The 14176-nt window shown below is 39.4% G+C and carries 12 protein-coding genes and 1 pseudogene; 1 reads left to right on the forward strand and 12 read right to left on the reverse strand.

Annotation, left to right across the window (positions count from 1 at the left end; genetic code table 11):
• The first annotated feature begins 6 nt into the window (after positions 1-6).
• Positions 7-1263, forward strand: a complete 1257-nt coding sequence (locus AAFX60_003925) for a glutamate-5-semialdehyde dehydrogenase (protein XDF78341.1) — start codon at positions 7-9, stop codon at positions 1261-1263.
• Positions 1264-1342: 79 nt separating this feature from the next.
• On the opposite strand, the gene lipA is transcribed toward AAFX60_003925, so the two are convergent.
• From lipA to leuS, 12 genes and pseudogenes are all read right to left on the reverse strand, one after another.
• The gene (lipA, locus tag AAFX60_003930) at positions 1343-2308 is read right to left on the reverse strand and encodes a lipoyl synthase (GenBank protein ID XDF78342.1); all 966 of its coding nucleotides are present in this window, start codon (positions 2306-2308) and stop codon (positions 1343-1345) included.
• Complete coding sequence (gene lipB, locus AAFX60_003935; protein ID XDF78343.1) at positions 2301-2978, reverse strand: lipoyl(octanoyl) transferase LipB; 678 nt, start codon at positions 2976-2978, stop codon at positions 2301-2303. The genes lipA and lipB overlap by 8 nt, the downstream gene beginning before the upstream one ends.
• A 134-nt stretch (positions 2979-3112) precedes the next feature.
• Positions 3113-3382: a DUF493 family protein YbeD gene (gene ybeD / locus AAFX60_003940; GenBank protein XDF78344.1), complete on the reverse strand. Its 270-nt coding sequence runs from the start codon at positions 3380-3382 to the stop codon at positions 3113-3115.
• A gap of 135 nt (positions 3383-3517) precedes the next feature.
• Complete coding sequence (locus AAFX60_003945; GenBank protein ID XDF78345.1) at positions 3518-4693, reverse strand: serine hydrolase; 1176 nt, start codon at positions 4691-4693, stop codon at positions 3518-3520.
• Positions 4694-4973: 280 nt separating this feature from the next.
• On the reverse strand, positions 4974-5783 hold the full coding sequence (locus AAFX60_003950) for a septal ring lytic transglycosylase RlpA family protein (protein ID XDF78346.1): 810 nt from the start codon (positions 5781-5783) through the stop codon (positions 4974-4976).
• Positions 5783-6904, reverse strand: coding sequence for a rod shape-determining protein RodA (rodA, locus tag AAFX60_003955; protein XDF78347.1), 1122 nt, complete (start codon positions 6902-6904; stop codon positions 5783-5785). Before rodA ends, AAFX60_003950 begins: the two co-directional genes overlap by 1 nt.
• A pseudogene (gene mrdA, locus AAFX60_003960) lies at positions 6904-8783 on the reverse strand (penicillin-binding protein 2). Before mrdA ends, rodA begins: the two are co-directional and overlap by 1 nt.
• A 3-nt stretch (positions 8784-8786) precedes the next feature.
• A complete protein-coding gene (gene rlmH, locus AAFX60_003965) occupies positions 8787-9257 on the reverse strand; it encodes a 23S rRNA (pseudouridine(1915)-N(3))-methyltransferase RlmH (GenBank protein XDF78348.1) in 471 nt (156 codons plus the stop codon).
• Positions 9258-9261: 4 nt separating this feature from the next.
• Positions 9262-9579 carry a ribosome silencing factor gene (gene rsfS / locus AAFX60_003970; GenBank protein ID XDF78349.1) on the reverse strand — a complete coding sequence of 106 codons (318 nt, stop codon included), beginning with the start codon at positions 9577-9579 and terminating at the stop codon, positions 9262-9264.
• Positions 9580-9632: 53 nt separating this feature from the next.
• Positions 9633-10667, reverse strand: a complete 1035-nt coding sequence (gene holA, locus AAFX60_003975; protein ID XDF78350.1) for a DNA polymerase III subunit delta — start codon at positions 10665-10667, stop codon at positions 9633-9635.
• Between the two features lie 2 nt (positions 10668-10669).
• Positions 10670-11227 carry an LPS assembly lipoprotein LptE gene (lptE, locus tag AAFX60_003980; GenBank protein ID XDF78880.1) on the reverse strand — a complete coding sequence of 186 codons (558 nt, stop codon included), beginning with the start codon at positions 11225-11227 and terminating at the stop codon, positions 10670-10672.
• A 227-nt stretch (positions 11228-11454) separates the two neighbouring features.
• Positions 11455-14031 carry a leucine--tRNA ligase gene (gene leuS, locus AAFX60_003985; protein ID XDF78351.1) on the reverse strand — a complete coding sequence of 859 codons (2577 nt, stop codon included), beginning with the start codon at positions 14029-14031 and terminating at the stop codon, positions 11455-11457.
• Positions 14032-14176: the final 145 nt, after the last annotated feature.

Below are 14176 nucleotides of genomic sequence, written 5' to 3' on the forward strand. Positions count from 1 at the left end.
TATATTGTGAATTTAACAACTATGGGTCAAGCAGCTAAAGCCGCTGCATTTGACTTAGCTGTAGCTCCAACAGCACAAAAGAATAAAGCGCTTGCTATTATTGCTGATGAATTAGAAGCAAATAAAGATGCGATATTAGCAGCCAATGAAAAAGATATTAAAGCCGCAGTAGAAGCAGGCATTTCTGAAGCGATGCAAGATCGCTTATTACTAACTGAAGAGCGTTTGGTTGGTATTGCTAATGATGTACGTAATGTTATTAATCTGAACGATCCTGTAGGTAGTGAGATTGACAGTAAAGTACTTGAAAACGGTATGTCATTATCACGCCGCCGTGTACCTATTGGGGTTATCGGTGTGATTTATGAAGCTCGACCAAATGTAACCATTGATATTGCTTCTTTGTGTCTAAAAACAGGAAACGCAAGCATTTTACGTGGTGGGAAAGAGACGTTTTTCTCTAATATGGAGTTGGTAAAAGTTATTCAAGTTGCTTTGGAAAAAGCAGGATTACCAGCAGCGTCTGTTCAATATATCGAAAAGCCAGATCGTGAATTAGTGTCTCAACTTCTGACTATGGATGATTATGTAGATATGATCATTCCACGTGGTGGTGCTGGTTTACATAAAATGTGTAAAGAAAACAGCTCTATTCCTGTGATCATTGGTGGCTTTGGTATTAGTCATGCGTTTGTTGATGAAAGCGCTGACCTAGAAAGAGCATTAGTTGTTGTTGATAACTCGAAAGCACAGCGCCCATCTGCATGTAATGCGCTAGATACTTTATTGGTTCATGAAGCGGTCGCACCACAGTTTTTAGCACTACTTGCCGATAACATGGCAGGCCGTGTTGAGTTAGTTGCAGAGCCTAAAGCTTACGGACTATTAAAAGAGTTTGAAGGCGTATCATTACGTGAAGCGCAAGAGGGCGATTTTGATACCGAATGGCTAAGTTACACATTAGGTGTGAAAGTAGTGGCAGATGTGAATGAAGCTGCTGCACATATGCAAAAGCATAACGCGAGTCACTCAGATACTATTTTAACGAATAATATTGAATCAGCTGAGAAATTTATTAACACGGCTGGATCTGCTGCAGTATACGTTAATGCATCAACTCGTTTTACTGATGGGGCTCAATTTGGTTTGGGTGCTGAAGTGGCGGTATCTACTCAGAAACTTCACGCGCGTGGTCCAATGGGCTTAGAAGAGTTAACAAGCTACAAATGGGTTGGTAAAGCGGATTATCTAATCCGTTCTTAATTCAATACTCTAAAGTACCTATAAACAAAAAAGGTTGACGCCAAAACGTCAACCTTTTTTATTATTCAGACCCTAGACCTTACTTAACTTCTTCGCCTTTAGCTTGAAGATCGGCATGGTAAGAAGAGCGAACAAAAGGACCACATGCAGCGTGAGTGAATCCAAGCTCTAATGCGATTTCTTTTAATTCATCAAACTCAGTAGGTGGAACGTAGCGTTCTACTGGTAAGTGGTGACGACTTGGTGCTAAGTATTGACCCAGAGTAAGCATGGTTACACCATGAGCTCGTAAGTCTTTTAATACTTCAACAATCTCTTCTTTTGTTTCACCTAAGCCCATCATTAGGCCCGATTTAGTTGGAACGTTCGGGTGCTGTTCTTTGAACTTTTTAAGTAGATCTAAAGACCATTGGTAATTCGCTCCTGGGCGTACTTTACGGTAAAGACGAGGTGCGGTTTCTAGGTTATGGTTAAATACATCTGGCGGGTTATCGATCATCGCTTCAAGAGCACGATCCATACGGCCACGGAAATCTGGAACCAATGTTTCAATGCGGATTTCAGGATTTAATGCACGGATTTCACGGTTACAATCTGCAAAATGCTGAGCACCACCATCACGTAAATCATCACGGTCAACCGAAGTAATTACAACATACTTCAATTTCATATCTTGAATTGTTTTAGCCAATTTTTTTGGTTCTTCTGCTTCTGGTGCAACAGGACGGCCATGGGCAACATCACAGAAAGGACAACGGCGGGTACAGATAGCACCTAAGATCATGAAGGTTGCAGTACCGTGGTTAAAACATTCAGCTAGGTTAGGGCAAGATGCTTCTTCACATACCGAGTGAAGGTTATTCTTACGCATTGCTGACTTGATATCGTCGATACGTTTACTGCTAGCAGGAAGTTTGATTTTCATCCATTCAGGCTTGCGTAGTACTTCTTTTTGCTCTGTAGGCATGTTTTTAACTGGAATTAGTGCCATTTTATCGGCATCGCGGTATTTTACACCTTTTTCCATTTGGATTGGCTTACTCATGATTGCTGCTTTCCGTTAAATACTCAATATCAGTGTAATCAAGTAGTGTTGTTAATTCTTTAATCAGTAAAGGATGAACATCTTCGACGTGTTCTGCTTTATTCTCTACTGTCATGTTATCTTTAACTAAGTCATGAAGTTGGATCATTTCCATACCAGCATAACCACAAGGGTTTATACGTAGGAAAGGAGATAAATCCATATTAATGTTAAGTGCTAATCCATGAAATGAACATCCTTTACGGATGCGTAATCCTAATGAGCAGATTTTTTTGTTATCAACATACACTCCCGGAGCATCAGGACGTGCAGCTGACTCAACATTAAAATGACGTAATGTATTGATTACGGTATTTTCAATATGCGTTACTAATTCACGTACACCAATGTTCTTACGTCGCAAATTAATTAATACATAAGCAACTAATTGACCCGGACCGTGATAAGTCACTTGTCCACCTCTATCGCTTTTTACTATAGGGATATCACCAGCAGCAAGAACGTGTTCTTCTTTGCCTGCTTGTCCTTGTGTAAATACAGGGTTATGTTCCACTAGCCATACTTCATCACATGTATTTTCACCACGTTCATCGGTAAAAGTATGCATTGCTTTCCATACCGGTTCGTAATCTTGTCGACCAAGATTTTTAACCACTAGACGTTTGTTCAATTAGATCACACTAGGTTGAAAATTTGCCTAATGATAGCAAGGATAGAAGGGAAGGAATAGATAAGAAATGTAGGGGTATATCAAAAGATCAAAAAGGTAGGCAATATTATCAACTAATATTGCCTATCATTTTATTACAGAACCATACGAACGATTTCGATTTCCGCTAGTTCTTTATAAAGCGTTTCTACTTGCTCAATAGAGGTTGCTGTAATGCTTACAGATACTGAGTGGTAGTTACCTTTGCCACTTGGCTTTACTGCTGGTGTGTAATCGCCAGGAGCATGACGTTGGATTACTTCAAGAACAAGCTCAGGTAGCTCTTCATGAGCAAGGCCAACGGCTTTGTAAGTAAATTTACATGGGAATTCTAGAAGATCTTTTAGCTTTGGTTGCTCTTGCATAACCGTCTCCAATCGAGAGTGGATAATATATGTTGAGAATATTACTGTGACCTAGGTCAGATAACAAGTGTTAATCCAGTAAATTAAAAAAGGCAACCGAAGCTGCCTTTTATGTGTTTTAAGTTTAGCTGAATATTAGCTTAACCAGCCTTTAAACATTAGAACAATGTAATCGATAAGACGGCTAAAGATGCCACCTTCTTCAACATCATTTAGAGCTAATAGTGGGTATTCAGCAATGTCTTCACCATCGATTTGGTAGTAAAGCTTACCAACAACATCACCTTTGTAGATAGGTGCTTCAAGCGTTTTTTCTAATACAAAGCTTGCTGTCATTTTCTTAGCTTGGCCACGTGGTAAAGTAACATACGTGTCTTCTGCAACACCTAAAGCAACTTCGTCAGTGCTACCCATCCATACTTTTTCAGTTACGAATGTTTCATTAGCTTTATGTGGAGAAACAGTTTCAAAGAAACGGAAACCGTAATTCAGTAACTTTTTACTTTCAGCTTTACGCGCATTACCAGATTTAGTTCCCATAACAACGGCAACTAAACGCATTTTTCCTTCAGTTGCTGAACTTACTAGGTTAAAACCAGCACCGTTTGTATGGCCTGTTTTAATGCCATCAACGTTCATGCTTTTATCCCACAATAGACCATTTCGGTTGTATTGAGTGATACCGTTGTAAGTGAATGATTTTTCAGAATATACGCGATATTCTTCAGGTACATCTCGGATTAATGCTTGACCAATCAATGCCATATCATAAGGCGTTGAGTATAGGTCATCACGATCAAGACCATGAACGTTAGCAAAGTGTGTGTTTTTCAGATTTAATGTTTTTGCCCACGCGTTCATTAGGTCAACGAATGCATCTTCAGAGCCGGCTACGTGTTCAGCCATAGCAACACAAGCATCGTTACCTGATTGAATGATAATACCTTTATTAAGTTCACGAACTTTTACAGTACTACCCACTTCAATGAACATTTTTGATGAACCAGGGAAGTTTTTAGCCCAAGCATTTTTGCTGATAACTACATCGTCATCCATTGAAATGTTGCCACTTTCAATTTCTTGACCGATAACATAACTTGTCATCATTTTAGTTAAGCTTGCAGGGTTCATACGAACGTTCATATCTTTTTCAGCCAATACTTTGCCTGAATGATAGTCCATTAATACGTAGCCTTTAGCTGCGATTTGCGGTGCATTTGGAATAACCGCAGGTGCTGCTACAGCAACGGTAGAGCCTAAAATAAAGCTCGATAAGATAAGTCGTTTTAACTGTTTCGCTGAATTTTTCATAATAATAACTTTGCACTGTGAGGTAGTGAAACTGCGTACATAATAGCAGATTTGAATATCATAACCAGATGTGTAATTAAATAACTGATTTTATATGAAAAGAAAGATAATAAAAATTCATCTGCTCTTTTTATGAGACATCCCTATCTTGTTGTTATCTAAAGACAATAAGATTCTGCATTAGTTCATTAATATTTACATCAATAAGAGATGCTGGATATTTACTTACAATATTTACTAAAGATTGACATTTCTGTTGATATTGTAATCTTTGAAATCATTATTTCTTCAATTCTTGGATGATAAACGCTGAAGTATATTGTCCATTTTTTGCTTCGATCAATGTTTTATCTGCTCTGTCTCTATCAATAAAAGGCCCTAAACGAACACGGTAAACATTGCCTGATTTTATAATGTTTGTTGGAGCATTAAATTGAGCTTCTAGTTTCTTTGCTATTTTATCCGCACTTTGCTCATTTTTAACGGCGACCATTTGGATATGATATTGATTCGGATCTATTGCGTGCCATTCTTGTGGGTTAGTCGGTTTAGCTACAGAAATATATTCAATTTTAACATTTGCTGTACCGGTTTTTAATACATCAAGTTTGGCGGCAGCTGCAAAACTTAAGTCTATGATTCGACCTTCATGAAAAGGTCCACGGTCATTGACTCGAACAATGGCTGTTTTTCCATTGTCTTTGTTAGTTACTTTTACATAACTTGGAAGTGGCAGTGTTTTATGAGCAGCACTCATTGAATACATATCATACACTTCGCCATTTGATGTTTTATGGCCGTGAAATTTTTTACCATACCAAGAACTTATTCCTTCTTGAGTAAACCCTTTGGGTTCTTTCACTATCGGGTAATCTTTGCCTAATAAGGTGTAATCTTTATTGCCATACAAACTTTTTGGCTCATAGCGAGGGTGAGCATCTTCGATATGTTCAACTGAAATTGGCATATCAGGTGCAATATCATTATCTATTTGATAACGACCAGCATTTGGTTCATCACTAGAGTTTTTTGGTGGCTCAGAAGCACAACCTGCTAATATAAGAGATACGACAAGTAGAAGTATGCGCATTAATTTGCCTTTGAGTGAATTTTTCTATGAGTGTGGATTGACATTAGAATACCAAAACCTGCCATTAGGGTAACCATGGATGTTCCGCCGTAACTAACTAATGGAAGAGGGACACCAACAACTGGAAGAATACCACTTACCATGCCAATGTTTACAAAAATATAAACAAAGAAGCTTAGTACAATACTTCCTCCCATCATTCGTCCAAATGCAGTTTGTGCTTGGCTTGCTAAGAATAAACCACGACCAATAATAAATAGGTAAAGTGTAAGCAAAGCGATAACACCAATAAGTCCCCATTCTTCAGCAATCACTGCAAAAATGAAATCGGTATGTCGCTCTGGTATGAATTCGAGTTGAGATTGGGTTCCGTGTAACCATCCTTTTCCTAATAGGCCGCCAGAACCAATAGCTATCTTGGATTGAATAATATGATAACCAGCACCAAGTGGATCGGATTCAGGGTTAAATAATGTTTGAACACGAACTTTTTGATAAGGTCGCATCAAGAAGAACCATAAAATAGGGATAAAAGCGCCAACGGCAACTGCTGCTGCTGTGATTATTTTCCAACTGATACCTGCTAGAAAAATAACGAAGATACCCGATGCTGCAATCAGTATAGAAGTGCCTAGATCTGGTTGTTTAGCAATCATAATGGTCGGAACAAAGACCATTAATAGAGCAAAAAATAGAGTTCTAACGGTTGGCGGTAATGGTTTATTGCCGATATAACGAGCCACCATTAATGGTACGGCTAATTTGATAAGTTCTGATGGTTGAAATCGAACAAAGCCGAAGTTCAACCATCGTTGAGCGCCTTTTGACGCCTCTCCAAAAAGGAGAACCCCTAATAATAGGAAAATTCCTATAGTGAAAACATAGGGAGCTGCGGCTTCGTAGGCTCTTGGTGATATTTGTGCAAGAAAGAACATGACACCCAAAGAAAGCAACATTCTCATTGCTTGCTTATCCATCATCAATAAGCTTTGACCACTAGCGCTATACATAATAACTAAGGCACATGCCATCAATAATAAAATGCCTAGCAATAGTGGTAAATCTAAATGGATACGATGAAAAAAGTCGCGATTCTTTCCTGATGCAATATCAACTCTCATTACTTCTTAGCTGCCTCTTCCGTTTTCGGTAGTAATACATAATCGAAGACGTGACGAGCTATTGGACCACCTTGGCTAGAGCCACCACCACCATTCTCTAATACAAGAGAAATAATAACTTTTGGATCTTTTGCTGGTGCAAAACCGGTAAATAAAGCGTGGTCACGCAAATGCTCTGCAATTTCATCAGCATTATATTCTTCATCTTCTTTTAGACCGAATACTTGCGATGTACCTGATTTACCAGCACTCACATAAGGCGTGCCTGCAAAAGCTCTTCTTGCTGTACCTTTACGTCCATTATTTACTAGAATCATGCCATCAATAGCTAATTGCCAGTAACTGTCTTTTACCCCTTCAATTGGTGGGTAAGGCTCTGGTTCATAAGGCACTTCTTTATTATTTTCAATAATGCCTTTTAATAAATGTGGCGCTTGAACCTTACCATGGTTGGTTAATACAGCAGTTGCTTTTGCAAGCTGCATTGGCGTTGCTGTCCAATAGCCTTGACCAATACCTACAGGGATAGTATCCCCTTGGTACCATGGGGTACGAAAACGAGCAACTTTCCATTCTCGAGTAGGCATATTCGCTTTGCTTTCTTCACGAATATCAATACCGGTGTAATCACCAAAACCAAACTTCATCATCCACGTTGATAGCCTATCAATGCCCATATCATAGGCGATTTGATAGAAGAAGGTATCAACAGACTCTTCAATAGATTGTTTTAAGTTAACTGTACCGTGACCCCAGCGCTTCCAGTCTCTAAATGGTTTAGTCTTAGAGTTAGGTATGCGCCAATAACCCGGGTCATCACGAGTTGTTTCTGTCGTAACAATTTTCTCTTTTAATGCTGCAACAGCAATAAATGGTTTTACGGTTGATGCTGGCGGATAGATACCTAATGTGCTTCTGTTAACTAATGGACGATCAGGATCATTTAATAGAGCGCTGTAATTTTTACTTGAAATACCATGTACAAATAAGTTTGGATCATAGCTTGGGCTTGAAACCATAGCTAAAACTGCACTGGTTTTAGGGTCAAGTACAATGGCAGAACCTCTGCGTCCATCCAGTTGTTTTTCAACAAACTTTTGAAGTTTTATATCAAGGTTTAATACGATGTCTTTACCAGGGATTGGTGGTACGTATTTTAACGTTCGAATTACTCGGCCTCGGCTATTAACTTCAACTTCTTGATAGCCTGCGGTTCCATGAAGAATATCTTCATAAAAGCGTTCAATACCTAATTTACCAATATCACGAGTTGCTTGATAATTTGCGTCTTTTTCTTCACGTGCTAAACGAGCCAAATCACGATCGTTAATTTTAGCTACATAACCAAGTACATGAGTGAGTGTTTTTCCGTAAGGATAAAAGCGCTTTAAGTAGGCTTTTATTTCAACCCTTGGAATTTATGCTGATTTACAGAAAATATCGCTACCTGTTCTTGCGTTAGTTGGGTAAGAAGAGGGACGGATTTAAAACGACGAGTTCGGCGACGTTCTTTCTGAAAGTCATCAATATTATCTTGTGTTATTGGTAAGATAGTTTGTAATTCTGTAAACAAGAGAGAAAGATCTGACACTTTGTCAGGGGTGACTTCTAAATTAAAAACAGGGCGATTTTCCGCTAATGGATTTCCGTTTCTATCAAAGATTAATCCTCGGTTTGGTGCGATAGGGACTATCTTAATACGGTTATCATTTGAGCGTGTTTTATAATCTTGAAATTCATTGATTTGAATGTTGTACAAGTTAGTCAAAAGCAGACCAATAAGTACAATGATCCCTGAAAACGAGATAATTGCACGTGATGCAAATAATCTCGTTTCAGCGTGATAGTCACGGATCTGTGTGCGTTTGCGCTTAATCAACTCTTATTCTCTATGGTAAGGATGATTTGCCGTAATACTCCATGCTCGATATAGGCTTTCAGCCATGACAACTCGAACCAGAGGGTGAGGGAGGGTTAGTGGTGATAAAGACCAGCTTTGATCGGCCGCTGCCTTACATGAAGGAGCCAAACCTTCAGGGCCACCTATTAAAATAGATACATCACGAGCGTCTAATTTCCAAGCTTCCAGTTGTTCTGCTAATTGCTCTGTATCCCAGCGTTTTCCAGGAATATCAAGGGTTACGATACGGTTGCCTTTAGGAACAGCAGCAAGCATTGCTTCACCTTCTTTTTGAAGGATTCGAGCTATGTCGGCATTTTTACCACGTTTTCCTGCTGTGATTTCTACGAGTTCAAGAGGCATATCTTTAGGGAAGCGTCGGCTGTATTCTTTGTAGCCTTCTTCAACCCATTTAGGCATTTTAGTTCCAACAGCGATTAACTGAATTTTCATGGAGTTAGCTCCACAGTTTTTCTAGTTGGTATAACTCACGGTGTTCTTCTTGTAGGATATGAACCATAACATTTCCCATATCGACAACAACCCATTCGCCTTCTGCTTCACCATCAATCCCATAAGGCATTAGGCCAGCTTCTTTTGCTTTGTCTGATACATTTGATGCAATAGAGCTTACATGACGCTTAGATGTTCCTGTACATACGATCATAAAATCGGTAATGCTTGATTTACCACGAACATCAAGAGTTGTTATGTTTTCAGCTTTCATATCATCAACGTTGTTGAATAGAAAATCATGGAGTTCTTTATCTTGCAAAGTCATCACCTAGAAATGGGTTATTTATAATGAAGTATATCAGTGAACGCCGCTTAATGAGAGACGTTCGATGTCACCGAAATGTGAATATTGCACATATCTAGCGTTAGTTGGCTAAGTTGTGGCCAGCAATCACTGTCATAGTCTGTTTTTGTCGCTATTTCGATCTGTGCAAGTAAGCGAATTAATTGTTTTATTTGAGTTATTGATAAGCGCTGTAAAGCTGCTTGATATAGTGCTCGGCGGTTTTGCCATACTTTATATCGATCAAAAACAGTAAACATTGCTTCGCCTTGAGATAGCGAATATTGGAATGTTTGTAGTAACAGTAGCTCTTTTTGCAATGTGCGCAGAAGAATGATGACTTCTGTTCCTTCACTTTCAAGTTGACGAAGAATGCGTTGTGCACGTTTGGCTTGACCTGATAATAACGTGTCGACTAATTGAAACGGCGTAAAATGATTGTTTCTATTTAAGGCTTCTTCTATTCGAATTAACGTTAGTAAGCCATCAGGATATAAAAGGGCTAATTTATCTAGGCTTTGAGCAAGTGCTAATAAATTGCCTTCGTGCCATTGGGCAAGCATTTGAATCGCTTCTGCATCAGGTTTTAGCTTTAACTTTTTACAACGTTGTTGGATAAAACGAGGTAACTGCTGATTGTCAGGTGTATTACATGGAATAAATAAACCTAACTGCGTTAACGCCTTAAACCACTGGGTGTTTTCTTGAGCTTTATTAACTCTTGGGCCTTGTAACAATAAAATTATATCGTCATGCAGTGTTGGTACGAGTTCTTTTAGCTTGCTTGTATGTGCGGTTGTCATTCCAGTATCAGGAATGGTTAGCTCTATTATTTGTCTAGATGAAAAAAGGCTTAACGCTTGAGTACAATCAAATACGTTATTCCAATCTAACTGCTTATCCAGTGTAAATTGGTGCTTTTCTTCAAAACCTTGAGCAAATGCCGCCTGGCGAATTGCATCAAGGCTTTCTTGTTTTAACAGAGGCTCATTACCAAACAGCAAATAGCATTGACGTAGCCCACGTTCTAAGTTTTGAGCTAATTGTTCAGGGAATACACGCATGATTATTGAGTTGTTTCAGCTGTAGTGCTCATTGATTTTATGACTTCTTTCGTTGTCACTTTACTTTCAGTTTCATCATCGTGCGTAATTACATCGCTTGTTTCCACTGGTGCATCATCTGCTTTTAAACGCGCCATTTGGCGTAAAATCTGCTCTGCTGCTTGAGTTCGCATCTCTTCTTCGATCATATCTCGTTCAACCGATTTTGCTAAGGCTGTTAGTGGGTTATCAAGATAATTACGGTTTACCGTTGTTGTATATGTTTTTAAATCATGGCCCGGAATTAAAACGCTATAGCGAACATTGTAAGTAAGTTCTTTTTCGGCCGCACGGCTGTTTTGATAAAGTGATAAAGTACGCTCATTTAGATTTTCACTGATTAAATCTAAACTTGGAGTCACCGTTGTTGGTGCCACCTGACGGATACCATTCATGCGAAGTTGCTTTTGAACATCACGAGTTAGTGAACTGTATTGGTCAAAACTTGTTAATGATATTTCATGAACTTCATCTGGTAATAAATAATCGCCACGTAGGTGAAACCCACAGGCTGAAGTCATTAATGAAAGAGTCAGAACGATTACCGTTCGAAGAGAAAATAGAGATAAAAGTCGTTTCACCGAGTAACTCCCTCAAGTGGTGATAAAAATGCTTATTTAATCACTTTATCGGCTCTCTTATGGATTGCATAAGACAAAATGGTTAAATAAGCACAAGCGGATAGCCGCTTATGCTTTAGTAGAAAAGTAATAAGAAAAATGGTTCAAATTACTTTTTTTATCGTTTCTTAGTTCGCAACGATGTTTAATAACTTACCAGGTACGTAGATAACTTTACGAATCGTTAAGCCATCTAGGAACTTCATTGCGTTTTCGTCTTTTAGACCCAGTTCACGTACATACTCTTCTGTTGCATCAGCTGCAACAACCAGTTTTGCACGAAGTTTACCGTTGATCATTACTACGATTGTTTTTTCATCTTCAACTAGTGCATTCTCATCGAATGTTGGCCATGTTGCAGAATCTAAATCTGATTCACCTAGTGCTTCCCACATTGCAAAACTTGCGTGTGGTGTCATTGGGTAAAGCATAGCAACAACCGCTTTTAGTGCTTCATCAAGAAGAGCACGATCTTGTGCTGATTCTTGAGGTGCTTTGTTTAGCTTGTTCATCAATTCCATAATAGCAGCGATTGCTGTATTGAATGTTTGACGACGGCCAATATCATCACTTACTTTTGCGATTGTTTTGTGAACGTCACGACGAAGTGCTTTTTGAACACCTGTTAGTGATGATGTATCTAGCGCTTCAGTTGTGCCTTTGTTTGTGTGCTCGTGAACCAGTTTCCATACACGTTTAAGGAAACGGTTTGCACCCTCAACGCCAGACTCTTGCCATTCAAGTGTCATGTCTGCTGGTGAAGCAAACATCATGAATAGACGAACGGTATCAGCACCGTATTTGTCTACCATTTCTTGTGGGTCGATACCGTTGTTTTTAGACTTAGACATTTTGATCATGCCTGAGTGTTCAACTTCACGACCTTGGTCATCAACGGCTTTCTCGATACGACCTTTACCATCACGCTCGATAGTTACATCCGTAGGAGCAACCCACTCTTTACCGCCTTTGTCGTTGGTGTAGTAGAATGCATCCGCAAGTACCATACCTTGACATAAAAGCTGCTTGAATGGTTCGTCAGAAGTAACATAACCCGCATCACGTAGAAGCTTATGGAAGAAGCGAGAATACAATAGGTGCATACAAGCGTGCTCGATACCACCAATGTATTGGTCTACTGGTAACCAGTAGTTTGCTTTTTCTGGATCTAGGATATCGTCAGCTTGTGGTGAACAGTAACGTGCATAGTACCAAGATGATTCCATAAAGGTATCGAACGTATCTGTTTCACGTAGAGCTGGCTCGCCGTTAAATGTTGTTTTAGCCCACTCTTTGTCTGCTTTAATTGGACTAGTAACGCCATCCATTACTACGTCTTCAGGAAGAATTACTGGTAATTGGTCAGCAGGTACTGGGTGAACTTCACCATCTTCAGTTGTTACCATTGGGATTGGAGCACCCCAGTAACGTTGACGAGATACACCCCAGTCACGTAGACGGAAGTTTACTGTTTTCTTACCTTTGCCTTCAGCTTCAAGTTTCGCTGCGATAGCATCGAATGCTTCTTGGAAAGCAAGACCGTCGAATTCACCTGAATCGAATAGAACACCTTTTTCAGTGTATGCTGCTTCAGATACATCTAAATTAGAACCATCTTCTGGTTTGATTACAGGGATAATATCTAGGCCGTATTTAGTTGCAAATTCAAAGTCACGTTGATCGTGAGCAGGAACCGCCATTACCGCACCTGTGCCGTAATCCATTAATACGAAGTTAGCAACAAATACTGGTACTTCACGACCATTTAATGGGTGAATAGCACGTAGACCAGTGTCCATGCCTTTCTTTTCCATTGTTGCTAATTCTGCTTCAGCAACTTTAGTGTTGCGGCACTCTTCAACAAAAGCGGCTAACTCAGGGTTATTTTGAGATGCTTTCTCTGCAAGAGGGTGACCAGCTGCAATACCAACGTAAGTTACGCCCATTAGCGTATCAGGACGTGTAGTATATACTTCTAAAGGAGAGGTTTCGCCATTAACAGCAAATGAAAGTTCAACACCTTCAGAGCGGCCAATCCAGTTACGTTGCATGGTTTTAACCATTTCAGGCCAACCATCAAGGTTATCTAGATCATCAAGAAGCTCTTGTGCGTATTCAGTAATTTTAATGAACCACTGTGGAATTTTCTTTTGTTCAACAGGGGTATCACAACGCCAACAACAACCATCTTCAACTTGTTCGTTAGCCAGAACCGTTTGGTCATTAGGACACCAGTTTACAGAAGAGGTTTTCTTGTAAACTAGACCTTTGTTGTACAGTTTTGTGAAGAACTCTTGTTCCCAACGGTAGTACTCAGGAGTACATGTTGCAAATTCACGGTTCCAGTCGTAACCAAAGCCTAATAGCTTAAGTTGGTTCTTCATGTACTCGATATTTTCATAAGTCCAAGGTGCTGGAGCGGTTTTATTTTTAACAGCCGCATTTTCAGCAGGAAGACCAAACGCATCCCAACCGATAGGTTGCATTACGTTTTTACCTTGTAGACGTTGGTAACGAGAAACCACATCACCGATAGTGTAGTTACGAACGTGACCCATGTGTAGACGACCACTTGGGTATGGGAACATTGAGAGACAGTAGAATTTTTCTTTGTTTGCGTCTTCAGTTACAACAAACGTTTTGTTGTCGTCCCAATGTTTTTGGATCTTTTGTTCAAGATCCTGTGGATTATATTGTTCTTGCATCGATTTACCCAGTTATGTCAGTGGATCACAAAAAATGTGAGATCGGTTTGATCAGATAATACTTGATCGGCATAGAATAACTAATGGAGCGCTTATACTCAAGCGACCTGATAACCTTTAACTCACTCTTCGCTATATAAATCTA

This window comes from Aliivibrio fischeri (genome assembly GCA_038993745.2).
GTDB lineage: Bacteria > Pseudomonadota > Gammaproteobacteria > Enterobacterales > Vibrionaceae > Aliivibrio > Aliivibrio fischeri_B.